The following is a 25,926-nucleotide window of genomic DNA, read 5'->3' on the forward strand; positions in this document are numbered from 1 at the left end:
GCCCGCCTCCCTCTTGTTGGTTGACGTATGAGATAAGTAGATCGGTCTTTAGCTTGCGGTCTTGATGAGTTCTCTTTCGGAGTCTGTCTCATTACCTCTAAGACTTTGTACGAGGGGTTCCGGAACCTCTCTGGTTAGAAAGTCGGGACGGTTTCCCGATGGGTCTTCCTTGCGGTACTGCAGATACACCCCTACTGAGAGGATCGTAAAGATCATCCCCGTAACCATTACCATCAGTACCAAGTTCTTTAGTATCCAGGACATCTGTCTCTCCTTTGCCTGTTGTTTCTCTATGTCTAATAAGCTAAGGCACCAAGGTAATGACAACGTAAAGAAAACACACAGCCTTGGTAATGCTTTGATGTGTGATTCGTAAGCGTTAGCTCAGTTGCTCCTTTGAGGGGTGCTACAGCTACCGAGACTTGATCCTTCGTAGGTCATTCACCTATTCGGTGTCTAATAAAAGATACCTACATACACTGCGACGATTCCTGCAGTCAGTAGAGACCGGCCTATAAGTCACCCGAAAGTCCGCATCAGCATTAGCGCCGTTGGGCGAGTTTCAATGTGCTCCACCAAAGTTCGCACAATATCCGGATTAGCTCGGGATATCTACTCGGAAATAAACTCAAAATAGCAAAGAGGGACATAGTGGTCGCCTGTGTGAATAGAGTCTGCTCAACGTAAGAGCAGAAAGACAAGGTCAACCGAACACAATATCGAGTGATCCGTCTAAATCTCGCCTGTATCCATGCCAGATGACAGGAAATCTAGATAGTTCAGAACTGTACTATCGGGGATAGGCAAGTAACCTTTGCACCACAATTCTTCTTGGAGATCTCTAGAACTTGAAAATACTCCCTCGCACCAGCCTCATCAGATAGGCCGTGCCCTGAATGACTTCAAGATAGGACTGTCCGATTCTCTTACCTCCACGCGCTGCGATAAGAGAAGCGGACAAAGCACGGGAAGAAGATCCACAAAACAGCGAGGGACCCAAAGTTCGCTCTTTAGATGTGCGAGTAGGAGTACTTCAGAAGACCCCTAGCCGGGAGTTGCTCTGATAAAGGACTTACCGCCACGGACACTAAAACTTCATATTCCATCTGTTGCTGGTGCTTACGTAGCCCAGAGCGATATAGAGTGGAACACCACCAAGTACTCATCTGACAGCAAGACACAGATTAGGTTGGATCCGCCAGTGAAATGGCGTCACTCCGAATGTAGTCAAAAATACTGAGTGGGTCGTAGAGGACTCGAACCTCTGACCCCTTGCGCGTCATGCAAGTGCGCTACCAGCTGCGCCAACGACCCAATGGCATACAGATTAGCAGAGAGTCTGGACACTTCATGCAAGAAGCACTAAGAGAGCCTTGGCAGGTACGTCTACGACGTCGCCGACTTTGTAACAGGTCTCACCTAGCTTGAGGCTTGAGTCCAAGACTACCTCCAGGGAATCTAGGTGGTCTACACAGGGAACCTTCACTGGCACTGTCTCAAAGGAAGGGTTCGCTATCAGTACCAACACAGATGAGTCGGTGGGTTCCTCCCTAATTTTTCTCGATCTAACTATGGTGAGGGTCCGAGATGGACTCGAAGACCATTCGTCTTCCATAAAGACATTGCCGTCCTCTTTGTAGAACTCGATCTCATCACGACATGGATCGAAGGGGTCTTCGGGACTTGAACGTCTGGGGGCCAAGAAAGATGGCAGGAATAAATCCGACAACTCATCTCGTAGCCTTGCGGAACGAGTGGCAAACTCCGTTGTATCTGAAGGTTTCCATGAACACCAAGTCTTGTACGAGTCGACACAGTATGCGTTGTTGTTTCCCTCTTGACTACGGTCAAACTCGTCGCCATAACTAAGCATTGGTCTACCCAGCGAAAACAAAAGAGTGGCAATCAACGACCTGGACAGCCGCATCCTAAGCGTTTCTACTTCAGCTGCGGAGATCCCGAGGTCATTTGGGACGTAGCAGTTCAGCTCGAACACCGAGCCGTCTCGATTGTCTTCGCCATTTTCGTAGTTGTTTTTCTCGCGGTAATGAGTCAGATCGTAGAGGGTAAAGCCGTCATGACAGCTCACGAAGTTTATAGAGTGTCCCGGATCTCTTCCGCTCACCCGAAATATATCTTCAGAACCGCATACCCTTGTGGCGAAGCCTCCGAAGGCGTGCCTGTCAAACGCCCAAAACCGCCTTATGTCGTCTCTGTAGACCCCATTCCATTCTGCAACCGAGGGTGGGAACTGGCCCAGGAGCTGACCCTCCATGGTGGCATCCCACGGCTCCGCAATAAGCACGCGATTCCTCAAGACCGGATCTTGCTGAATCGCAAGATAAAAAGGAGCGTACTTCGGTGCAACATGTACTGGGCTGCCATCAATGACACCAACCGAGAGGGCGGCACCTAGATCGAGCCTGAATCCATCTACACCAAGTGCATCTACGAAGTACCTCATCGAGTCTAAGGCGAGTCTTATAAATAAAGATGAGGAGGCGTCAAAGGTATTACCCGTTCCAGACCAGTTGACATAGTCACCTGACATGCCATCTAAGAGGTAGTAACCACGGTTATCGATGCCCCGGAAAGCTAGCGTTGGTCCGTCTCGCCCACCTTCCGCACTGTGGTTATACACCACGTCCAGCACAACCGAGATGCCAGCCTCGTGCAACTTTGAGATGGCAAACTCCAGCTGTTCAGTTGTGTTCAATTCGGAGTTCTTAGCCCGATACCGCTCCGTAGGGGCAAAAAAACCAAAGGTGTTGTACCCCCAAAAGTTACGGCGTCCTCTTCTGCGGAGAGCGGGCTCATCCAAAAACTCCTGAATCGGCATTAACTCCAAAATATCTACCTTTAGGGCTTGAAGGTGCTCGACAAAAGGTTGAGAGCCTAGCGCTAAATACGTACCCCTAACGTCCTCGTCTACAGCTTCAAGCAGCTTTGTTGCGCCCTTGACATGAGCCTCGTAGATGAGTCCGGTTTTATCCATCCAGCTCTTTGGGTCTTGTGGCCGGTTTCGCACCTGGTTGGCTTTAGACAACACAACTTGCGATAAAGGTACAGATCCCTGCGAGTCCCGTGTATCTTTTACAAACTTCCCGTCTTGGACAACCCCGGTCTGCCACCTCGTATCTTTGCAATCAAGATCACCAGAGAAGCTTCGAGAGTAAGGGTCTAGTAGGACCTTACTCGGGTTATAAAGGTAACCATTTGCGGGGTCCCACGGACCACTTACCCGAAAACCATAGAGCTGACCGTGTGCCACGCCTTCTATACAACTAGCAAAAGCTCCAGGGCCGACCCTATCTAGCTCTACCCTGTCGGTCTCCACCTTGTCACAGGTATCAAAGAAACACAGCTGAACCGACTCGGCGCTCGGCGCCTCCAGCTTAAACTCCAAGCTCCCGACCACCAAACCTAATTTACATAAGAGGCGACGAGCGGATTCGAACCGCTGTACAAGGCTTTGCAGGCCTCTGCCTAACCACTCGGCCACGTCGCCAGGCCTATAAGACTAATAACTGAACCATCAAATCCTGCCGCTACAAGGTAGTTACCGAGTCCTCCCCGTGCACCTTGCACCATGAGAGTGCCATGAAACAGAGCATCGCCACCTTGCAAACTACACTTATGAAGTGGGAGATTAGTATTCGTGAGACTGAGCAAGAAGACCAAGTACACACTCTATGGAGCAGCTCTAGCTGTCGTGAGCCTCGGCACTGTTGCATCCGTTCCCGCAATTTCACCGGCTAACTCCTCGATAACCATCCCGGACCCCTATACAAGTGCCGTTCCTGACTTCAGCGCGCTTTTGACTACTAGCCCATCGGTGCCCACGAACGTCATCAAAGCACTATACGTACCCTCTGATGCAAAGTTGCGTGCCCAGATTAACTACGACCGAGGATCTGGAACTTTTGATCGTTCGATCGTAATAAACTGCCCTTACTCTGCATCACAATTAAACAGCTTTTTTACCTCATCGCTAAAGCACTTTGGATGGAACATCATCCAAGATACAAAGACCGATTCTTCGATCGATATCTTCGCCAGCATCGCGGGCGATGACGGCCACTACTGGGAAGTGGGAATCAAGACCCCATTTAAGGTAACCAACTCAGGTGGGCAGACGCACCTTTACACAGCACCACAGGAGCGCGACTCAACGAATGTTCAACTACGCATATTGCAGATGAGCTTCGACTAACTACCATAGGCACGGAAACCCCCTCCTTTGTGCTTAGAGGCACGGGCTCTCCAGTAGGCAGGCAAAGATCTAGGCCGCTGACTCCTTCTTTAGCTCCTGGTTGAGTAAAACGTGTTGACTCACTAGCCTTTGAAGTGCGCGTAACATCTGCGACAATAGATCTACCGCAACTTCATCGTTTAAAGTGCCTTCGCTAAGTTTCGATCCGATTTGATTGATGTAAACCTCGGGTTTTTGGACTGCAACTGCGCCGACTGAGTGAAGAATCTGGCGAAGATGAATCTGGCTACGAATGGTTCCATAGAGCCCTGGCGCTGCGCCAAGTATGGCTACCGGCTTTCCCTCAATCGCCCCTTGGCCCACGGGCCTTGAAAGCCACTCTAGAGCGTTCTTCAGAGCTGCCGATATTGAGGCGTTGTGTTCGGGAGTAGCAATAATTAGACCGTCAGCCCCCTCTACCGCCTCCCTAAGCTCCTTGGCTCGATACGGAAGTTTTTCTTCGAGCGACTGATCGTAAAAAGGAATATCAGATATATCATCAAATATCTCATAGTCAATACCTTGCGGCATTAAAGAACCTAGGAACTCAAGAACTGCCCTGTTGTAGGAACCATTGCGAATCGATCCAGAGATACCGAGAAACTTCAACTCTTTACCCATACCACTCTTCCCAAGTAGACAAACTTACCTCAACGTAAAGCGCTTGAGATGCTGACTATATTCCAAGGCATGCCTCCTGCTTAGTTGCTATCATGCATGACAGGCGCCCACAGACGTAAATATATGAGGAGTATAAGTGCCAAAAGTACCTCTAAGCCCAGATCTTATCAAGTTCATCGAAGGTCAGCCGATCTACTTTGTCGCAACTGCACCGCTATCTACAGACGGCCACGTTAACTGCTCGCCCAAAGGTGGTACCGGAACCTTCAAAGTCATCTCACCTTTAAAGGTTGCGTACATCGACTACGTGGGCTCTGGAGTCGAAACCGTCGCACATCTGAAAGAAAACGGTCGGATCGTCGTCATGTTTGCATCCTTTGGATCTAAGCCTAAGATTGTGCGCATCCATGGTAAGGGGTATGTACGAGAGGCTGGGTCGTTAGAGTTTCGAGACATCTCACAACACTTCCAAGGATCTCTTCGTGGTGCTAGATGTGTGGTAGAGATATCAGTGGAGGAGGTGTCCACCTCATGCGGATATGGGGTTCCATTGATGCAGTACATGAAAGACAGAGAGACGATGAGCAGTTGGCTTGCCTCAAAGGGACAGGACGGTCTTAGAAACTACGTCAGGAAGAAAAACTCTCTGTCAATAGATCATCTCAGGGGCCTAGAGGGAACCGAAGTGGCCTTTTAGCTCAATCGTCTTGTCCATCGCCGACAAAAACCCTTGAGCAACTCTCGCCAGGGCCGAACCCTCAATCGAACCGGCCGAGACACCAAGACCGTTTAGGTAGATACCAAACGCCGAAGCGACTCTTTTGTTCTGAGCAGCTCGTCCAAGCACCTTTAGCGCAGGAAGAAGAGGTCCTGGATATCTAAGAGCACTTCGATGAAGCAGAGACGCTCCCTTTGCAAAAGAAAGCTCCATGTCAGATAACCTCTGCTCATAGAGGCTTGCAGGATCGCTGGGCGAGGCCATTATCGACTCTGCGGCCAGAAACCCTGATTCGATCGCTGAAGCTATACCCTCGCCCTGTAGCGGGTTTACTAGTCCAGCTGCATCACCAACAAGTAGCACTCGATATCTACCGGGCTTAGTACCAGCCAAACCCATCTTCAGCCATCCACCCATCTGGCTCTTCTCTGAGACTTCGAAGGAGTCTTCGATCTCTACATCTTCTCTTGCTGCCAGCATCTTTATGTAAGGGTCCAAAGATTTTGTAGCACGAGATCCCTTCGACCTCTCCCCAAGGACGCCAACACCTACTCCTACGTTGAGCTGCCCGTCGATGGAGGGGAACGCCCAACCATAACCGGGAAACAGCTTGCCCCCTTCTTCAAGTATCGAGATAATCGGCGTCCTTACATGTCCTCGAACGTATCTCCTCACCGCAAATCCAAATAGGACAGAAGATCTGTCAAGTAAGGAAAATCTCTCAGCGACAGATGAGTTTGCGCCGTCTGCTCCTATGAGAAAGGTGCACGTCATCGAAACAGTCGATTCGCCATCTTTAACCTTTACAACGTGTGGGTTGTAACCGTGACCAGGGCTTGGGAAGGACGCCCGACCCTTTACATAGATCGCCCCTTCTTTGAGAGCCGTCTGAAAGAGGAGGTTATCAAATACGTAACGCGGGACGGCCATACCCTCCCCGTCAAAGTCCACTCCTGGCGCCGCAGGCAGATGAACCACCAGGCGTCCAGGAAGTTCAAGATCCATGTCACCGATCGAGATCGAAGACTCAGCAACGACTCCGATTCTTTGTAGAAGTATCCTGGCTTTAGGTCCAATCACATCACCACATGCTTTATCCCTCGGAAAGCTGTAACGATCCACCAGTGCTACTTTGAATCCGTTTCGAAGCAGCGCGATCGCCGCCGTTGATCCCGCCGGTCCCGCACCAACCACAACAGCGTCAAAGCCTCTACCGTCGATCTCACTAGCGCTCAAGGTGGTTGTGCTCATCTACCAAAGTGTATCGGTGATCGTCAACCTATAGATAGTTCACAGACAGACAGAAAACGACGATCAGACACCTTTGTAATCCATCAAGGAATCCTTCTTCGTCAAAGCGACTAATCAGCCATATTCTTACTGCGATGCCCCTACCACTTGTGGCGGAAACTTGCGAGTTCAAGTTGCACAAAACGAGGGAGGCTTATCTCAGAGACCTTAGAAAGAGGGTGCCGTGGATACTCAACGCTATGTGGACCTAGACACCTAGCGTTAGCGTTATCGAGCCCGAACCGATACTCCTTTTGATCTTCGCTCACGGTCGATAGAGATCAGCCAGATGTCCACCATAGAGCTTGACACTATAAAGATCGCCTCGGCCGGTAGGAGAAGAGTCTCATAGAGTTACCTACAACAAATACAGATGAAAATGCCATTGCTGTCCCGGCAATGACAGGATTTACAAGTCCAAGTACCGCAAGTGGTATAGCCACGACGTTATACCCAAAGGCCCAAAATAGGTTAGATTTAATCGTTGAAAGTGTGCGCTTCGCCACCAACACCCCATCTACCGCTTCACTCAATCCTCCCCTTAAAACCACCACATCGCCGGCAAGCTTGGCTATGTCCGATCCTTGCGACAGGGCGACGCCCAAAGTCGCCAACGCCAGTGCACCGGCGTCATTAGACCCGTCACCGATCATTAAAACCTTCTTGCCAGACTGTACGCAACGCTTCACATAGTCTGCCTTGTCGAAGGGAGAGCAGCCTCCTCGATACTCTTCGATGCCCAGCCCTAACGCAACGGCTTCGACCGCCTCTTCCCTATCGCCACTTAGCACCACTATCTTGGGCACGATTCTCCTTAGTCTCCTGATCGACTCTTTAGCGTCAGCTCTGATGGATCCAGACAGGCGAATGGTTGCCACGAGAACACGGTCGATCGCCACGTGGATCGCACTAGCGGTCGTAGGACCCTCCGACTCCAGAGAAACGACCTCTTGCACGCTCTCCGCAGCCACACCTATCTCCACTAAGAGCTTTGTGTTTCCAATGGCGACCTCTTGCAATCCCACCTTACCTTTTACACCAAGACCGTCTAAAGACTGAAACTCCTCAGCCTCAAGATCGCTGTTGGCATCATTTTCGACTGCGAAACGCCTTAGTGCCTGAGCGTAAGGACTCGTACTTGCCCTTTCAATCGCCTCGATAAGGGCTAGAATCTCTAGATAGTCATATTCTTTACTTATAACCCGAAACTCCTCTACCTCAAGGCGAGAGTGGGTCAGCGTGCCGGTCTTGTCAAGAACAGCAACGTCGAAGTGGTCCGCCGACTCTAACGCTTCTGGACCTCTTATAAGCACTCCAAGTTTTGCGGCTTTGCCACCGCCAACCAAAAGAGCCATAGGAGTTGCAAGCCCCAAAGCGCAGGGACACGCTATCACTAAAGTTGCAACCCCCACCGCCAGCGCCTGGCTCAGGCCCTCTCCAAGAAAGAGTCGCACCAGAAACACCACTAAAGAAAGGACTATTACCACAGGGACGAAGATTGAAGACACTTTGTCGACGAGACGCTGTACGTTAGCCTTCTTCGACTGAGCTTCGGTGACGGTCTCTAGGATCTGTCCTAGCAGGGATTCTTTACCTGTCTTTACAACCTCTGCCAGGATCCGTCCCTCAAGGTTCACGGCCCCACCGTATATAAGATCTCCTTCCTGAACCAACACAGCCTCAGACTCGCCACTGACTAAGGAGAGATCAAGACGGGCACTTCCTTTTACGATCACGGCGTCTGTAGCTATCTTCTCTCCAGTGTTTACGATGAAGACATCTCCTACCACTAGCTCCGAGGCATGACGGTCAACCTCGCTACCATCTACAAGCACCTTTACAAAGAACTCGTTATCAAAGGACAGCTCAGATATAAATCGAGCCGACCTCTCCTTGCCGGAGAACTCGAGGTATCGGCCGAGAAGAATGACAAAGATGACGAACGAGGCTGTGTCGAGGTAAAGCTCGGGCATCTTGGGCTGGATCCGTGCGGTCAGCGAGAACGTCATCGAGTAACCTAAGTTGCCCGCCGCTGTAAACAAGATCGCATAGAGCGACCAAAAAAACGACACAAGCGAGCCTAAAGATATTAAAGTGTCCATCGATGAACTGAGATGCTTTAGGTTATTCCAAGCCGCTTTGTGAAACGGCCATCCACTATAAAACACTACAGGGATAGACATCAATAGAGCCAGCCATTGCCATCTTGGAAACTCCAACGCTGGCGTCATAGACAACACCAGTACTGGAATCGCCAGCGTGCCTGCCACAATTAGCCGAAATCGAATCGTCGAAAGAGCCCTAAGAACATTTGGAAAGGTGTTGCTTTCCTCTGAGCGATCCACGATAGCCTCGTTTACACCCACACTTTGTTCTGGGATCCCCGCTCGATATCCTGCCGCCTCGACCTCCCTTATCAGGCAAGCCACGTCGACCTCTCGTGCCTCAAAGACCACCTTGGCTCGCTCAGTCGCAAAGTTAACTGTGGCCGAGACACCTGCAACTTTGTTGAGGCGCCTCTCTATCCTGTTCGCACATGAGGTGCAGGTCATTCCCTCTATGTCAAGTTCGATCTGAACCAAATCCTTTGGATCGACTCGATCTGTGTTCAGCATGATATCACTAGGTGTACTAGATTGCGACGGCGTCGTAACCGGCTTCGTCCACCGCCGCTACGATATCAGCGTCTGAAAGATCGTCTCCTGTAACCGTGACCTTTTTGGACGAAAGATCTACATCCACCGATACCACATTTGGCACCTTAGAGACCTCTTTCGTCACAGCGTTGACGCAGTGATCACAGGTCATTCCCTCAACAAGAAAAATCTTTGTCTCCACAGCTCTCTCCTTATCGATCCCACATAGCTATCTTTTTCACCTTAAGTCTATACATAGCTCCAGTTCACGATCGATCCACTAAGTGACGCTGTGCGTATCTCTTTATCTAACGCGCCAAGGTCGCCAACAATCTAGACGCAGTACACGACTGCGAGTAGGCTTGCGATTATCGCACTAAGAAGCGGTCTCTCGGTTAGCCACATCTAGTAGCGAGGCTTTGGTTCCCTGACTCATACACATGCGCGCTAGCTCTGTCATAAGAGACTTGGAGAACGATGTGATAGCAGATCTGTCCTGTTCCTCTATCGAAACGTGAAACATCCTATGAAACTCACCTAAAGGTGAGGTCTTTAAGGAGTTACGCTCGATGAAGAGCTGCAGAGGACAAAGACTCTCATCTGCGATCAGAGTAGCATTTGAGTGCATGAACCTCCAGTGCGATGCGAGAGCTCCAAGAGGATAGCGTGGCGAGCGGCTACGCCTGATAGGGGTAAAGTCTCTGTACCATCGAAGCAGCTCAGCTTTGGGCATAGGACGAGCGATCACGTATCCCTGGCCCCTGTGCGCACCAAGTTGCGCAACCATCTCAAGGGATCCCATGTCTTCAATTCCCTCGACGGTAACCTCTAGGCCCAGGTCTCGACCCAACATGACCGCCATACCCAAGAGGTCCAAAACCCTAAGTGGATCTTGATACACACCACGTAGAACCAGCTGATCAATCTTGACTCCGTTAAACTCAATCTCTTTAAGTCTGGAGATGTTGGAGTGTCCTGATCCAAAGTCATCCATTGATAGTTTGACACCAAGAGATTTTATCTCCGATAGGGTCTCTTGAATTTGAGGGGAGTTGAGCAGCTCATCAGACTCGAGCAGCTCTAGTTTCAGCCTATAAGGCCCAATCGGAGAGTTGCTGACCGCCTCCCGCAGCCACTCCGTAAGATCGCTGCGCATTAACGACTTGGGATGGATGTTGATCGAGAGGGACACATCTCCAACAACACGACTTATCTCGTCCACCTCCAAAATGGCTTTTTCAGTACCCTTTTTTAGCAGATACTCGAGTTCCCTTTCAGAGAGCGCGGGAATGAAGTGGTTTGGTCCGACAACAGAGCCGTCCATTAGCACGAGGCGCGCTAACCCCTCAACCTCCCTCATCTCACCCGTCTTCAGGTCTACTATCGGCTGGAAGTACATCTCAAGACCACCGGAGTACAAAGACTCCCTCCACAGCCGAATCTCCCTGCCCACGCCTCCTCGGTCCTGGAGCAACTGAGAGGTCTGATACAAAGTCGAGAGACGACTTTGTATCGCTAGAAGTAGTTGGCGACCGAGGGGAGCATCGAACATATCTAGGTACTCCCCCGCAAAGACGACGACAAATATAGGTCTCATCGAAGAGTCGTAGACGGGAACTACACCTATTGTACGAATCCACCCTGAACTATCACTTGAGTCCACCAGGTATCCGGTCTCTATGTTCTGTGTAGTTATAACTACGTTCTTCCAGCTCTCCCCCACAAGGTCTACACCCAGACGATCTCCGTCTATATCTTCCAGGAACTGCTTCAGAGTCTCATACCCTCCGCCCATCGTTGGGAAAAGGCGGCAGGGAACCATGGTGCCCTCTGCCGTCACGGTAAGGGCGCAGAGAGATAGAAGTCCAGGAACTAAAGAGAGCTTCTCAACCAGTTGCTTAAGTGCGTCGTTCCACTGCGCATTTACAAGTAGCGTCGTATCTGCTGACACTTGCCTCGCCGTTAGATTCGTTGACCTAACCGTCTCAAACTGCCTTTCGAGTCCCTCTAGCACCTTGATCTCAAATAGCTCTGTGACCTCCGCAGAAGAGCCGTATTCGAGTTCCGCTGAACTAAGTCTTACCTCTAAGTTCTTCGTGAGTCTTTGCAACAGATGTTCTAGCTCTTGTCGCGAGACGCCCATGTAAGCAAAGACATTGGCTATAGATCGCTCAAGTGCTTCACATTCTGAGCTGTGCTCCAACTCCCGAACCAAGAGATCCAGGTAGCTTATGAATAGATCTGTAAGAGCCAAAAGGCCAAACTCGGAGAAGTAACCGACACGCCTGCCTTCATCGAAGCCTCTCTGTATAGCGGCGACGAGTTCAACTACCAGTTGTTCAAGAACAGGCAGAACTGTGGCTGTATTTAGGGAAAGAATCTCGACCTCATGCGTCTCGCTTGCACCTTCTGTCTCGGCATCTAGGTCAGCTTGATCATCATCATCCCTACTCCAACGCTCCCACCATCTGCTTCGCTTCATCTTCTTCGCCTTACTGCGATACAGAGCAACATCAGCCCTTCGAAGCAGTACATCTGGACTCAAACCGTCGTCAGGATATAAAGCAAACCCTAAGCTAATGTGAATAAAAGCAAAGTTGCGTTCAGATCCCACCTCAAAGGTTCGGGCGCAAGTGGCCTCCAGTCTTTCAACAGTTTCTTTTGCCTCGCCATTGACCTCAAGCACAACAACGAACTCGTCTCCACCGAGGCGAGCAGCGAAGTCATTCGATCCCAACGACTCTCTTAGTCGCCGACCAAACTCGATCAAAACCCTATCACCCACATGATGTCCAAAGCTGTCGTTTATAGGCTTGAAGTTATCGATATCTATTACACCGATTAGGTATCTGGCTGTGGTTCTTCGTTGACTACCCATGGTGCGTTCAAGGTAATTCTCGAGGCCAAGGCGGTTAGGAAGCAGGGTTAGAGGGTCTTCTCTGGCTAAGCGGAACTCTCTCTCTCTGGCGAGATTTAGATTTCGCTTTAGCTCGATCTCCGCTATACCCCTCCCGACTAGCTGCACGAGCCGACGACATAGGTCAAGCATTTCGCCTTCAAAAAAGTCGATCTGGTCCGAGAGCAAGAACATAACGGCGCGTCGCTCCCCGTCTACATCTAGGGCCATAGTTACAAGAGAGTGAAGACCGTAGCGTTCGTATAGGTCAAAAAACCTCTTCTTCTCTGGATTATGTTGCAAAGATCCGTCGACTATCACACCTCCATCTCTCCAAACCTTGGCGAAACTGGTGCTCTCTATTAGATCGGGAGAGCTTTGCACTCGTTCTATCGCTGCGATTGCGCTCGCTCCTTCTGCAGCAATAACATCTATCAAACCCTCTTCGTTGAACGCAAGAAATCCAACTCCTTGGAAAAATAGATTCTCGACAAGGGATCTAGAACACTCCCTCACCAGATCGGCCTCAGTTTTGGCTCCAGGCACGACTTCACCGACTACAGACAGTGCCTTGTACATCGTCTCAACGTACTGGCCTCTCGCATTTGACTGGATCAGCCTTAAGGTGTTCTCGAGCGTTGCTACGAGCTCGGAGATCTCTCGCTCACAGCTATTTGAGAGGTAAGAACTTTTCCTGAGTGCCACGCAGATAGACAACACACCCCCGGACGGTCCAATTGAAACTCCGAGCGTGCGGTGGAAAACCTTTAATCGCCCAAGTGCACCAAGATCATCTCCACCAACAGTATGCAGGTCTAAGAGGTTGAGACATCTCGCACCTCCGTGGCCATTGAAAGTCGAGGGCGAAGTATCGTCGCTCTTATGACCAACAAGATGAATCAGGATTGGACTAAATGTTTGAAGGTCGCCCTCCCTGTGAAAGGATCCCAACTCTTGAGCGTTCTCTAAACCCTCGCCATGGACCACCATCGCACATAGCACCACCTCCAAGTATGCAAAGCTCGCAACAGCTGCCTTGATCGCATCTGATATGGATATCCCTCCAGATAGCCCGACTCTTTCTATCTCTGCTCGCGCCTTCTCAAATCCCAATAAGAGTCTCCCTCTCTCGATCTTCCTCAAAATGTCGATCGCCAGCGCCAGGAGTAACAAGCCCCCAAATGCGTATAGTAGCCAAAACACCCCAGAACCAGCGAGCCACATTTTGATCAGTAAAGATCTGCTCCAACCCACATAGACGCGCCACGGAGCACCCGTGATAGACAAGGACTCGTAGGTACGAAGTCCAAGAAAACTACTCTTGGGAGCAGACCCAACGGGTAAGACTAAACCATCCCTATTGACTTGAAAGACCGTTGACCTTTGACTAAAAAACACTAACTCTACGTTGAAGGGCAGCCCTTTTCGTCCTAGCTCCAACAGGCCCGAGAGCGAGTAGGGAGCCCCAACGAAAAACAGAGTCTTTCCCCCCAGCTCAACCCTATAACAGGTGCTAAGGACAATCCTGCGGAACCTCTGAGAGTAAAGGGCGGTCCCCAACAGCATTTTTGGGTTCCCACCCCAGTCTCGATAGTATTTCGGCGCAGTAATCGGCGTGGACGACTGTTGTGCGGTAGACCACAAAATTTTGTTTCCGTCACCATCGATGATGTTTACGGCAGGGATGTCCTTGTTGTACCTTAGAAGATTTAAGATAGCTTGATCAGTAGATGCATCGAGTTTGCCAGCGGCTATCTCAGCCCACGACAGATTTCCACCGATGAAGGCAAGTTCATCGAAGTGAGCGAACATGCGAGCCGAGATCTGAGATGCATAACCTTCCGCAAAGTATTGCGCCTCTTTACCAACGTAGGTGTTTACAGCCCCGAGTCGAACATACTCAGCCGATCCCACTATCACCAGGTAGATAACTAAAACAAGGGCGACTACCCTGCGGGCAGTCTTGCGAGACAGGGATCGGCTAACTCCTCCAGCTCTGCCCTTCGTCTCTCGGTGCAAACCGCCCTCGCTCACTGACTAAGTTACCTCAGTCAACCATGTCCTGTCATCGTTTATCTTTGCCTTTATATCGGATATCTAGCCCTCATCTTTAGGTAGCGCAGTCACGACCTGGCAAAAATCAACGACTCTCGAATTTGGATCAAGGCCTCTAGCGAGAAACACTCCAGCCTGTTGCCATAGCCTTGAAACAAAGGTAAAAAACCGGGCGTCAAAAACTTACTCGGCTTCCTCCATATGCTCAATGGATCGATCAAGACAAACTTGCTTAGCCTTAAAGCGCTTCAAAAACTCGAAGCTATAAAGGGCTAGAGCACCCAAGAGATACAGAACCGCAACACCTGAGAAGATACCCACCACGTAAAGAACGGGATCTGTTGGATGGACAACCTGGGGAAGTATCGAGAACGCCAACAGCGGGGGATGGGGGTCTTTAAGTAGGCGCAGAACGATCAACACGGTGACAAAGGCTAGAGTCGATCCCGTCACATGGCCCAAGTAGCGGTAGGCAATCTCACCAACTGCAGCGGAAAAAACCACAAGACCGGCTCTTCTTAGAAGGAAACGAGAGTTTATCTTCCGACCCATCAGCCAGTCAAGCCCCGAGACGATAACCGGTGGCGCCATGAAGAACAGCGGCAGATATGCGTTGGAGATAGATATCCATAGCATCGCTACAACAAAGAAGGCTCCAAATATCAAAAGCTTTGATACTTCTTTACCATCCCCAGCTGAATCGTTCAGACTCTTACTGCCTTCGGCGGGTCCGACGCTTTTCCTCTCTCTCACGTATGAAATGAGAGTCAGCGCCCCCGAGACAACAAATACTGAGAGGATATAAAGGGGACTTCCGATTCTAAAGACAATGGGGAGCATCGTGATAGAGATAAGTGGTACAAGTGGCGATTCAAAGAGATACAACTCAGCAAGTACGATTGCCAACGCTAAAGGTTCCGCCAGATACGGAGATAGCACAGCTCTATCAAGTAAGGTACCCAACCCAGCGTCAAAGGTTCCCAGTAAGACCACAAGATAGGCCCTATTCACGATGGCTTTTGGCCTCAACGACAGTGTTATGAAGGCGAGAGCTCCCGCCTCTGGAAATACTACTGCGCTGTCACCAGTTATCTTTGCAACTACCAGCATTACCGCTACAACTCCTACCGGGACGAGATACTCAAGCGAGTAGTCGCTGCGGAGCTTTGTGATAGCCTTGAGTCGCATGTTACAACACTTAGAGCGGTCTCTTTAGTGCCACCTGGCCACCACCTGGTGTTGCTACCAAAATCTCTCCAACGTACTCCCAGCCGGCGCTGTCTGTAACTTGACCTAAAGTCAAAGAAACAGCCAAAGTCTGCTCCTTGATGTAGTCTTCAAAGCGAGTTACAGCCTCCCTAACAGCCAGATCGGCTACGTTGAGAAGAACCTCTATATTATCGGTAATTGAAAAATCAGCGAGTTTTCTCGCAGCCTGGATCTCTCTTACGACATCTCGCGCAAGCCCTTCCATTATTAACTCTTCATCGAGCTCTAGATCCAGGGTCACAACGGCGTCTTTTGAGGCAAGGACCCTCGAGGCCGATTCGTCGATCGGTCTTAGCTGAAGTTCATACTCACCCTCTAGAAGAGATACGTCACCAACTCTTACCGTATCTCCTACTCGCTCCCAGTTGCCTGACCTCGCAGCCGCCATCACCTTAGGGGTGCTTGGCCCCAGCCGTGGACCCACCATCGCCGGTACTACATTCAACTTAAGCTCTGCGTACCGGTCGAAGTCTCGCTCTAGGGCGACCTCTTTTACGTTGAGCTCATCGGCGATGATCTCTTTGTATCGCTCAAGCACATTAGAGTCCCGTCCGGAGACGACTATTTTCCTTAGAGGTTGCCGAGCCCTTAGATTCTTTGCCTTTCTGATGGAGTGCCCCAAAGAGCAGACCTCTCTAACGAGATCCATCTCTGCGACGAGCACCTCGTCTTTGGGAAGCCAAGAGGCATCAGGCCAGTCGCTCAGATGCACGCTTCTTTCCCCAGTAAGCCTTTTATAAACATACTCATCCAGCATCGGGAGCAGTGGCGCAGAGATCTGCGAAAGGACAACTAGCACGCTGTGGAGTGTGTTGTAAGCTTCCTGCTTGTCCGTGTCGACCTCGGAACTAACTCCTGACTTTGACCAGAACCTATCTCTAGAGCGCCGTATGTACCAGTTAGTAAGGGCGTCAAGGAAGGCATCGATCGCTCCTGTTGTTAAGGAGATGTCGTAGTTATCCATAGCTTCTGTCACTGTCTCAGTCAGGAGGCGTAGCTTGGCAAGTATGTAACGGTCTAACAAAGACATCGACGAGGCGTCAAGAGTACCTACCATCCCATCGGCGTTCCCATAAAGCGTTAGGAAGTAGTAAGCATTCCAGATCGGATTAATCACCCTCTTCAAGGTGTCGTAAATGGCAGACTTATCCAGTATCGCCTCTTGCCCCCTTAGGATCGACGAAGAAAGAAGGAACCAGCGCATGGCGTCCGCTCCGATCGTCTCGAAGACCTCCCAGGGATCTGGGTAGTTCTTGAGCCTCTTTGACAGCTTTCGACCGTCATCGCCCAGAAGAATCCCGTGAGCCATACAGTGTTTAAAGGGTGGTTTTCCAAAAAGTCCCACTGAGAGCACGTGTAAGGTGTAGAACCACCCCCTAGTCTGTCCGATGTACTCCACGATAAAGTCTGCTGGAAAGTTTGCCTCAAAGTTGCTTCGGTTCTCAAAGGGGTAGTGCAGCTGTGCGTAGGGCATGGAGCCCGACTCAAACCAGCAGTCCAATATGTCTTGCACCCTTACCATCTTGGATCTACCCGTAGGATCATCTGGGTTAGGCCTTGTTAGCTCGTCGATATCAGGACGATGAAGATTGGCTGGACGGACGCCAAAGTCCGCCTCGAGCTCATCCAAAGATCCATATACATCGATCCTGGGATATTGCGGGTCGTCGGACTTCCACACAGGTATTGGGGTACCCCAGTACCTGTTTCGGGTGATCGACCAGTCCCTCGCCCCCTCAAGCCACTTTCCAAAGGCTCCGTGTTTTACGTGAGCTGGAACCCAGTTGATATTCTCGTTCTCTAAAAGAAGCTGCTCTTTGATCGCTGTTACCTTGACAAACCACGAAGATACAGCCTTGTAGATAAGTGGAGTATCGGTTCTCCAGCAGTGTGGATAAGAGTGCTCGTAGTCCCTCTGCTCAACAAGGACACCTTTTTCTCGTAGCATCTGAACGATAGCGGGGTTAGCTTCAAAGACCTGAACGCCAACAAAGTCCCTAACAGGCATCTGAAACCGGCCTCTGTCATCGACGGGGCAGACAACTGAGATTCCAGCAGCATCACAGACCGCTTGGTCCTCTTCACCAAAGCCCGGGGCGATCTGCACCACTCCAGTTCCTTCTTCCGTTGTTACAAAGTCGCCACGGATCACCTGAAACGCATTCTGCTGACCCTGGAAATAGTCGAATATCGGGGCAAATCGTCGCCCCAGGAAGACCTCTCCCTTAGCCTCGCCTACGATCTCGAGATCACCTAGCGTCTCACTGTAAGACTCAAGGCGGTCTTTTGCTAGCACGTAGAGCTTCCCGTCACTTATTCTGCGAACGCCCACATAGTCGATCTCAGGCCCCACTGCCACAGCTAGGTTGGACGGAAGAGTCCACGGTGTTGTCGTCCAAGCCAAGAGGGATAGGCGTTCGTCGTACCACTTCTTCTCTTCCTTAGCATCTATGTCAAAGGGTTCTAGCTCGAAGGCAACCGTAACAGATGGATCCACTCTTAGTCTGTAAGAGTCGTCTTGACGTGTCTCAAAGTTAGAAAGCGGAGTCTCACACTCCCAGCAGTAAGGAAGAACCCTATAACCTTCGTAGATTAGCCCCTTGTCATATAGAGTCTTGAAGGCCCAGATAACCGACTCCATGAAGGTAATATCCATCGTCTTGTAGTCGTCTTCAAAGTCGACCCAGCGCGCCTGACGATTTACGTACTTGTACCACTCATCCGCTGTCCGATTGACGAGATTTGCACAGAAGTCATTGAAGACGGAGATTCCGAGTTTTTCTATGCCTAATCTGCCGTCTGTTACTCCGAGTTCCCTCTCCGCAGTCATCTCAGCAGGCAGACCATGACAGTCCCAACCAAATCGCCTCTCGACCTTGTACCCACGCATAGTTTTGTAACGTGGAATAGCGTCTTTTACAAAACCAGTGAGCAGGTGTCCATAGTGAGGAAGGCCGTTGGCAAATGGTGGGCCGTCGTAAAATACAAACTCCTTGCCCTCCTTGGCCCTGAGCTCAATGGAGGCATGGAAGGTATCGTCTTTCTCCCAAAACTCAAGAATCTGCTTTTCGATCTCAGGCAACCTTACCTGTGACGTCTCCTCTGGATAGTGTCTGCTAGCGGCGTTTGTGGGGTTATGAGACATACTATTTAAACATAGCGCCCAGCCGAGGCTCTGCAGGTGACCATGCATCGCCTAGATTGCCCTAAGAGATCCCTAGAGAAATATTTTCTCTCTGCACGTAGTTCTAGTGTTAGTTGCTACTCTGTAGCGATTATGAGTTTGGTAACGCCACGCCCGTTAGGGCGTGCCGCCCAGATAATCCTTTAGGGGTTCATAGGCGCAGGGCAGATGATGGCGCACCAGGATTAGGTGGATGGCCTAGTTGGAACATAGAGTCGAGGTCGGCGGATGACACAATACGTTCAAGATAAAAATGCTCAAGAGAGGGTTGAAGAGTACCTAAATCTCGACGACGAGAAGCTCGACAGCCTATCTGGAGAAGAGTTCCTCCAAGGTCAGACCGAGTTGCTCAAGATCGAGAGGGCGACCTATCTCGATCAGGCATCGACCCTGAAGGCTGAGGCTGACACCATAGCACAGGAGTCCGAGCCGGGTGACACCCAGTTTGACGAGGAGTCTGGTGAAGGAGGCACGGCGACTATAGATCGAGAGCGTGACCTAGCGCTTGCAGCACAGGCCCGGGCTGCTGTGGAAGAGATCGACGATGCCATAAGAAAGATTGGGCACGGAACTTATGGGATATGTGAGGTCTGTCACTCTCCAATACCTAGAGCTAGACTGCGAGCACTTCCTTATGCAAGGCTCTGTGTCAAGTGCAAAGAAGGTGGACTCTCAAAGAGGTAAGGGTGTCTGGAACTAGCCAAAGCAGAGAGACGATCGCAGGGAAGGTCGTTGCGCTTTATGTCGCAGCTCTGGTAGTTGCGATAGATCAGATAACAAAGTCTCTTGCAGTGGCAAACCTTCAAGCGGGACCGATACACATCTTCGGGCCCTTTTACTTTCGTTTGGAGTTCAATAGCGGTTTCGCCTTTTCATTGGCAACCGGATATGGGTCCATAATCGGGGTAGTTGCAGTTGTAGTAGCCGCAGCTCTCCTTTTCTACTCAGCCAAGACAGAGTCTCTCTGGTTCAAGGTAGCCCTTGGACTCGTAGCTGGAGGTGCCTTGGGGAACGTGAGCGATAGGGTCTTTAGGGGGCATGGAGGTGCTGTGGTAGACTTCATCTACAGTGGGTTTTGGCCCACCTTCAACCTCGCAGACACTTCCATAGTCACCGGAGCTGTGCTTATTGCCATTATATCCATACGGTCCGAGAGATCCTCAAGAAGAAGTCAGTTAGGGTCCTAAGGAGATGGAAGAGATATCGGTCCCAGAGTCACTCTCGGGAGAGCGTATAGACCGAGCACTCTCTTTGATCTTCGACATCACCCGCACCGAGGCCATCGATCTCTTGTCGAACGGTATGGTTCAAGTAAGCGGGAAGAGCAAGACCCCTACTAAGTCTTATAGGCTAACAGCAGGAGAGGTCATCCTGATCGCAGAGCTACCTTCGACGAATGACTTTGTCGTGCTCCCCAGACCCGATATCCCACTTGACATAGTCTTTCACGACGAAGACATAGTGGTGGTAAACAAGGCGGCCCATCAGGTGGTTCACCCCGGTTCTGGACGGGAGGACGATACCTTAGTGCAAGCACTACTGGCTCGTTTCCCACAGATTAGCGAGGTTGGGGAAGACCCACTTCGTCCTGGTGTGGTGCATCGACTCGATAAAGGAACCTCAGGAGTCATGGTTTTTGCACTTTCGAATCCAGCCTATGAGAAGATGAAGACCGATATCGCAAGCCATCATTACCGTAGAATCTATCTCACTATGGTGGAAGGTTTGTTAGACACCAACTCCGCAGTCGTGGACGCTCCAATTGGAAGGTCTGATTCCCAGCCGCGAAAGATGACTCTAAAAAGCGGTGGACGTAGAGCTATTACTAGGTTTGAGGTTCTAGAGCGGTTTGAACGACCTAGAGATGCAACCTTTGTTAGCGTAGAACTCGAGACAGGACGCACTCACCAGATAAGGGTTCACATGGCAAGCTTAGGCCACCCGGTCCTGGGGGACCATCTCTATGGGAGACCCGACGATCTACTAGATAGACCTTTTCTGCACTCATCGAACCTTGAGCTAGCGCACCCAATCACCGGCGAGGAGATGACCTTTAGCGCAGCGTTGCCAAAGGACTTAGAGATAAGACTCCATCATTTTAGGACCGCCTGATCCCCGATATCACCACCCAAGCCCAATACAAATCGCTCTCATAGAGCTCGGCTACACAAAGAAACTCGGGACTTTCTTCAATTAGTCGACCATCTCACAGAGTTTACATCTATGGGCACTGCACCTCAGGGTGCTGCTTAGGCTCACCGTCTACGCGCTTTAACTAGATCATTGCGTGGGTAGTCCCGTCAAAGACGCACCAGGGATAGCTCTTGGTGCTAATCCACTCAACTCTTGGCGCAAAAAAAGATAGACTCCTTTCTTGAGGTTAGCGCTTATTTACGTCTTATTCACCAGAGCCAAGGTCTGACACACCATAGCTCCAATGGCTTGCCTTTGGAGGGCACGGGTAGCAACAACGACCACGGGAATCAATGCTCGTGAATCGTAGGCGACTCAGTAAGATCTCTGCTAACGAAGCACACAGTAGCACCCCATGTGTTTCCCAATGTCAAACCCACCTATTGACAACACCTCGAACTACCACGGATGGCAGTTAGTCAAAGTCAGCAACTCCTTCTGCGCAACGCGCGAAAGTCTCGCCAGTTCACGCAGTCTATAACTCTCTCGGCAGTAAACAAGCCACCACCCAAGTGTGCACCTCTTTCCGCTTCCCTGGACCAACAAGACGAAAGGATCAATAAATCGTTTACCTGATCCCTCTATGGAGGCGCTTCTCAAAGCAGGAAGGGGTCCCCACCGAATTAGTTACTATATACTAACAGTTAGTGTCAGAAACATATCATGAGCCAGATTCAAATCCAGCTGCGCTGGACGCACTTGTCCGTGCCTCAAGGCTCATGTTGGCCATAGCCATACAGTCTCTCGCAGTGTTAGAGATTGACCTAACCCTCCTTCAGTATCGATCATTAGTTATTATTGCACAACACCCAGAATGCACCGTATCAGCGTTAGCGTCCGCACTAGGAGTGAGTCATCCAACGGCGTCTAGATTATGTGACCGCCTCTGTGAAAAAGGCCTTATCGATCGCCGTCAGAGCACTTTAGATCGACGAAGAGTCGAGCTTAGCTTGTTTCCAAAGGCCGTCGAAGCACTAGATGCGGTGACGACAACTAGAAGGAGTCAGTTTGAAAGGTTGCTCGAGATGATTCCAAAGCATAAGTGGAAGAACATCGAGGACGCTTTAAATCTGATCTCCGATGCAGCTAACGAGCCGAGGGAAGAGAGTTGGAGATAGATTGGCCAAGGTAGCTAGATGAAAGACAAGAGCAAAGCTGGGTTGGGTCTTTCACTCTTCATAAATAGCCTCAATCCCTTGTTGAGGTGGATATTCTTGGCCAGCGTCATAGGCGTAGTGGCAGGGCTCGGGGCTGTACTTTTCTATGACACTCTTACCCTTGCCACTCAAATCTTCCTAAAGGACTTTGCAGGTTACCAAGTACCACTTCCCAAAGGTGAAGGCAACCTCCAGGGCTCACAACACTTCGCTCATCCGTTCCTCATACCGATCTCTACGACCTTAGGCGGTCTATTGGCAGGCTTATTGGTCTTCTCCTTCGCCCCAGAGGCCGAAGGCCACGGAACCGACGCTGCGATATCAGCGTTTCATCGCTCCCCCTGGGGTATCAGGCTTCGCGTAGTCCTTATCAAGATCGTCGCCTCAGCTCTAACGATAGGGTCTGGAGGAAGCGGTGGAAGAGAAGGTCCAACCGGACAGATAAGCGCGGGATTTGGTTCTTTAGTAGCAAGATCCTTTAGGCTATCACCAAAAGACTCCCAGATCGCAGTTGCTGTAGGAGTGGGTTCGGGTATCGGTGCGATATTTGGAGCGCCGTTGGGTGGCGCAATCTTGGCCGGGGAGATTTTGTACTCAAGAGACATCGAGGCCCGAGCAATTGTTCCAGGTCTTCTCGCAAGCACGGTCGCGTACGCTATCTTTGGATCCTTTCTCGGCTACACACCTCTGTTTGGGTTTGTCTCAACACCTACCTCAGTGTCAGCAAAATACCTGTGGATCTTCGCCGCCGCAGGAGTGCTATACGGCATAGTCGGAGTTATCTACTCCAAGGTGTTCTACGGATTTGTGAACATCTTTCACCGGGTCAAGCTACCGAGGTTTATAAGACCAGCACTCGGTGGTGCCCTCGTCGGGCTAATCGCCCTTTTCGTACCCGAGGTGCTCGGCACCGGATACGGCTGGATACAGTTAACCTTCACAAACGCCCTCTCGGCGACACCGCTGGTCGTGATCCTTGCGATACCGTTTCTACGTATCGTCGCCACCTCGCTGTCGATTGGAAGTGGTGGGTCCGGTGGGATCTTTGGACCAGGGATGGTGATCGGCGCCTTCTCTGGATACTCCCTCTGGCGTGTCCTCGAACATGTTCTTCCTGCTCCCCTCTCACACGATCCATCGCTATTTGTCATAGGCGCCATGGCCGCAACCTTTGGATCTGTCTCGAGGGCCCCTATCGCTGTCACGGTTATGGTCTTTGAGATGACCGGCAACTTCTCAACCGTAGAGGCCACCTCCCTTTCGGTCGTCTTGGCATCAATAGCTGTTGCTCTTTTCCGGACCAACATATATGAGAAGCAGCTACCTGACCGTTCACACTCAATCGCTTCAAGGCTTTATACGTTGATACAAACTCCAATAAGGCTTGTCGATCTTGAAGCTAGAGGACTGAAAAAACCATCAAGTGACTTTAGGGAAGAGAGCCGAGGCCACAGCAAGGATACTAGAGAGGTGGCACTTCCTCTAGATAGTGACCTAAGAGAAGCAGTCTTGGCCAAATCCCTGCTAGGTTCTCACTTCGTCCGCCTTGGCAAAGGTCTCGATTCAAGGGACGTAGGGGATGAAGAGGTACTCACGTACTGGTTCTATCGACATAGAGACAGCCTTGCGGAGCTGGCTCAAAACCGTGAGATCTCCAAGACCTCGGCTTACAACCATACACCTTCACCCTTTGAGATACCCTTAGCGATAGGAAAACCAACCTCTAACACCCTCGAACCACCAACGGTATCTGTCGACCCAGGCGATACGTTGTACTACTTCAAGATGGATGCACCAGACTCCATTGATCGGTAGGTACATCTACCACCGACCTTAGATCTGGCAAGTAAAAAACCTAACGCTCTATTGTCTTATATGGTTGTTACTTGACCATCGCTGTAGCGTGCCGGAAGATGGATGGTTCCGAGAGGGGCAGAGCGTTGAATATCAACCACATTCGAGAAGCACATCTCTAAAGCGGGCCACGCCCACCCAAGTGGTGTATTGAGCCAAGGCGTCTTGGGCCTCTGACGGGTAATGGCGGAGCGGCGGCCACCCCGAGAACCTGGAAGAGAACAGCAACTCAGAATGGAGTCACAACGATGGCCACCACCTAAAGTATCGACCTTGTCACCTGGCTACGTAAGCAACTGGCAGAGGCACACCGGGATCTGCTCCGAGCACTGCTTGAGAAGTTCGTCGAGGAACTCATGAGCGCCGACATCGACGCGGTCTTGGGTGCCGACTACCGACACCCGGGTCCAGAACGAAAGAACCGCCGCAATGGCTACCGACAACGACTCTGGGACACAAGAGTGAGCACCATCGAGCTACGCATCCCTAAACTCCGTCAAGGCACCTACTTCCCCGACTGGTTCCTTGAGCGGCATCGCAGGTCAGAGGTCGCCCTTACAAGCGTCATCGCCACCTGCTACGTCCTTGGAGTCTCCACGAGACGCCTCGAGAAGCTGGCAGAAACACTCGGCATCACGCAGCTCTCCAAATATCCCAGATCTCTGAGATGGCCCACAGCCTAGATGCCGAGGTGAAGGCCTTCCGCAACCATCCCCTCGATACTTGTCCCTACAAGATCGTCTGGGCAGATGCGCTGGTAGTGAAGACGTAAGAGGCAAGGCGAACCGTCAACGTCCACGTGCTCATCGTAACGGGCGTGAACGCCGAAGGCCAACGCGAGATCCTCAGTATCGAGGTGGCCACCTCCGAGACAAGGCTGGCTGGCGCTGTGGCGTTCGCTATTCGATCGAGGACTTTGGGGGTAGTGCTTGTCGTCTCCGATGCCCACCCGGGGCTCGTCGAGGCCATTGGCGTGACCGTGCCCGGGGTCACCTGGCAGCGCTGTCTGTAAACAGCGACGTTAAATTGACCCACCTCCAGCGATAAAAATTGACTCACCCAAGAGACAATACTCATAAGTGAAGTAGCCAATTTCACGAAGGAGTTCTAAATGCTGAAGGGTTGGCCACTTATGACCATATTTGATTTGAATCAACAACATCTCAGTTACAGAGAGATTGCTCGAAAACTGGAGATCTCTGAAATACAGTATGGAAATATCTAAGAGACGGAGGCAGCAGTAGAACACGGAAGACGAAGCAACAACGCATATCGAAGCTCGACCCTTGTGAAAGATGAAGTCAACTGCTGCACCCCATCTACATTGAGATGGATAGACGGACCTGAGTTCCTCTCCCATGCTCTTTGTGTCTTTGGGCTAAGGAGATGGGAGTTACGTTGTACTATATCGACCCAGGTAGCCCTTGGCAAAACGGTAAGCGTGAGTTATTCAACTCATTTCTTCGAGACAAACTTCTAAATCGTGAGCTTTTCTGGTTGTGTGCCTAAAGTTGTGCAAATAGGCCATAGAGTCTTTGGAACTGTGTCTATCTTAGTAAATGGTTATAGAACTGTCATTGACTTCTGATCTTTATTTAGTCCTTGACAGTGGAAGTGGAGTGTCTATCAGTTATCGAGATCCAAGTAGGCAACCGGTTCATCACAGTGTGGACATAGGCCTTGAGGTCCAATACGAGAGCAGAACAGGTTACACTCAGGACATCTCTGAAGCTCAGGTACCGCTGTTCACAACTAGGGCACTCACATACAGTGGTGTCAGGTCTTTTAGCAGTTACAGTAG

18 protein-coding genes, 2 tRNA genes and 1 pseudogene are annotated in these 25,926 nt (G+C 50.7%); 10 read left to right on the top strand and 11 right to left on the bottom strand.

The features are described from left to right. Positions 1-48: 48 nt before the first annotated feature. From BUA24_RS09325 to BUA24_RS09340, 4 genes are all read right to left on the bottom strand, one after another. Positions 49-264 carry a hypothetical protein gene (locus BUA24_RS09325; protein WP_072789115.1) on the bottom strand — a complete coding sequence of 72 codons (216 nt, stop codon included), beginning with the start codon at positions 262-264 and terminating at the stop codon, positions 49-51. A 977-nt stretch (positions 265-1,241) separates the two neighbouring features. Next, positions 1,242-1,314 (bottom strand) — tRNA-Val (locus BUA24_RS09330). A 34-nt stretch (positions 1,315-1,348) separates the two neighbouring features. Continuing rightward, positions 1,349-3,418 (bottom strand): glycogen debranching protein, encoded by a 2,070-nt coding sequence (locus tag BUA24_RS09335; protein WP_272867303.1) that lies wholly within the window; start codon positions 3,416-3,418, stop codon positions 1,349-1,351. Between the two features lie 19 nt (positions 3,419-3,437). Beyond that, positions 3,438-3,508: transfer RNA gene (locus BUA24_RS09340), tRNA-Cys, on the bottom strand. A 150-nt stretch (positions 3,509-3,658) separates the two neighbouring features. Here BUA24_RS09340 and BUA24_RS09345 point away from each other — a divergent pair. Then, the gene (locus BUA24_RS09345) at positions 3,659-4,213 is read left to right on the top strand and encodes a hypothetical protein (RefSeq protein ID WP_072791716.1); all 555 of its coding nucleotides are present in this window, start codon (positions 3,659-3,661) and stop codon (positions 4,211-4,213) included. Between the two features lie 69 nt (positions 4,214-4,282). On the opposite strand, the gene BUA24_RS09350 is transcribed toward BUA24_RS09345, so the two are convergent. Beyond that, positions 4,283-4,873: an NADPH-dependent FMN reductase gene (locus BUA24_RS09350; RefSeq protein WP_072791719.1), complete on the bottom strand. Its 591-nt coding sequence runs from the start codon at positions 4,871-4,873 to the stop codon at positions 4,283-4,285. Positions 4,874-5,009: 136 nt separating this feature from the next. On the opposite strand from BUA24_RS09350, the gene BUA24_RS09355 reads away from it, so the two are divergent. Further along, positions 5,010-5,570 carry a pyridoxamine 5'-phosphate oxidase family protein gene (locus BUA24_RS09355; RefSeq protein ID WP_072791722.1) on the top strand — a complete coding sequence of 187 codons (561 nt, stop codon included), beginning with the start codon at positions 5,010-5,012 and terminating at the stop codon, positions 5,568-5,570. Here the strand turns inward: BUA24_RS09355 and BUA24_RS09360 are convergent. The 6 genes from BUA24_RS09360 to ileS all read right to left on the bottom strand — a co-directional run bounded on the left by BUA24_RS09360 (position 5,544) and on the right by ileS (position 18,882). Further along, complete coding sequence (locus BUA24_RS09360) at positions 5,544-6,842, bottom strand: geranylgeranyl reductase family protein (protein ID WP_072791725.1); 1,299 nt, start codon at positions 6,840-6,842, stop codon at positions 5,544-5,546. The genes BUA24_RS09355 and BUA24_RS09360 overlap by 27 nt on opposite strands. A gap of 350 nt (positions 6,843-7,192) precedes the next feature. After that, complete coding sequence (locus BUA24_RS09365) at positions 7,193-9,496, bottom strand: heavy metal translocating P-type ATPase (RefSeq protein ID WP_072791728.1); 2,304 nt, start codon at positions 9,494-9,496, stop codon at positions 7,193-7,195. A gap of 16 nt (positions 9,497-9,512) precedes the next feature. Then, entirely contained in the window at positions 9,513-9,719 is a 207-nt protein-coding gene (locus BUA24_RS09370; RefSeq protein ID WP_245790419.1) for a heavy-metal-associated domain-containing protein, read from the bottom strand. Positions 9,720-9,893: 174 nt separating this feature from the next. After that, on the bottom strand, positions 9,894-14,447 hold the full coding sequence (locus tag BUA24_RS09375) for an EAL domain-containing protein (protein WP_072791731.1): 4,554 nt from the start codon (positions 14,445-14,447) through the stop codon (positions 9,894-9,896). A 204-nt stretch (positions 14,448-14,651) separates the two neighbouring features. After that, positions 14,652-15,656: a hypothetical protein gene (locus BUA24_RS09380; RefSeq protein ID WP_072791734.1), complete on the bottom strand. Its 1,005-nt coding sequence runs from the start codon at positions 15,654-15,656 to the stop codon at positions 14,652-14,654. Positions 15,657-15,666: 10 nt separating this feature from the next. Then, a complete protein-coding gene (gene ileS, locus BUA24_RS09385) occupies positions 15,667-18,882 on the bottom strand; it encodes an isoleucine--tRNA ligase (RefSeq protein ID WP_084660391.1) in 3,216 nt (1,071 codons plus the stop codon). 267 nt (positions 18,883-19,149) lie between these two features. Here ileS and BUA24_RS09390 point away from each other — a divergent pair, with 267 nt between their 5' ends. From BUA24_RS09390 to BUA24_RS12815, 8 genes and pseudogenes are all read left to right on the top strand, one after another. Further along, the gene (locus BUA24_RS09390) at positions 19,150-19,605 is read left to right on the top strand and encodes a TraR/DksA family transcriptional regulator (protein WP_084660392.1); all 456 of its coding nucleotides are present in this window, start codon (positions 19,150-19,152) and stop codon (positions 19,603-19,605) included. Positions 19,606-19,607: 2 nt separating this feature from the next. Beyond that, complete coding sequence (gene lspA / locus BUA24_RS09395; RefSeq protein ID WP_072791739.1) at positions 19,608-20,108, top strand: signal peptidase II; 501 nt, start codon at positions 19,608-19,610, stop codon at positions 20,106-20,108. Positions 20,109-20,112: 4 nt separating this feature from the next. After that, positions 20,113-21,033 carry an RluA family pseudouridine synthase gene (locus BUA24_RS09400; protein WP_072791741.1) on the top strand — a complete coding sequence of 307 codons (921 nt, stop codon included), beginning with the start codon at positions 20,113-20,115 and terminating at the stop codon, positions 21,031-21,033. Positions 21,034-21,761: 728 nt separating this feature from the next. Continuing rightward, positions 21,762-22,232, top strand: coding sequence for a MarR family winged helix-turn-helix transcriptional regulator (locus BUA24_RS09405; RefSeq protein WP_072791744.1), 471 nt, complete (start codon positions 21,762-21,764; stop codon positions 22,230-22,232). 18 nt (positions 22,233-22,250) lie between these two features. After that, a complete protein-coding gene (locus BUA24_RS09410) occupies positions 22,251-24,086 on the top strand; it encodes a chloride channel protein (RefSeq protein ID WP_072791747.1) in 1,836 nt (611 codons plus the stop codon). A gap of 335 nt (positions 24,087-24,421) precedes the next feature. After that, positions 24,422-25,131: pseudogene (locus tag BUA24_RS12985) on the top strand (IS256 family transposase); the annotation flags it as partial. Positions 25,132-25,511: 380 nt separating this feature from the next. Further along, positions 25,512-25,634: an integrase core domain-containing protein gene (locus tag BUA24_RS09420; RefSeq protein ID WP_084660396.1), complete on the top strand. Its 123-nt coding sequence runs from the start codon at positions 25,512-25,514 to the stop codon at positions 25,632-25,634. A gap of 68 nt (positions 25,635-25,702) precedes the next feature. Then, positions 25,703-25,926 (top strand): hypothetical protein (locus BUA24_RS12815; RefSeq protein ID WP_218587460.1); only part of this gene is annotated, 224 nt, incomplete at its 3' end.

Source organism: Ferrithrix thermotolerans DSM 19514, assembly GCF_900128965.1.
Classification (GTDB): Bacteria; Actinomycetota; Acidimicrobiia; order Acidimicrobiales; family Acidimicrobiaceae; genus Ferrithrix; species Ferrithrix thermotolerans.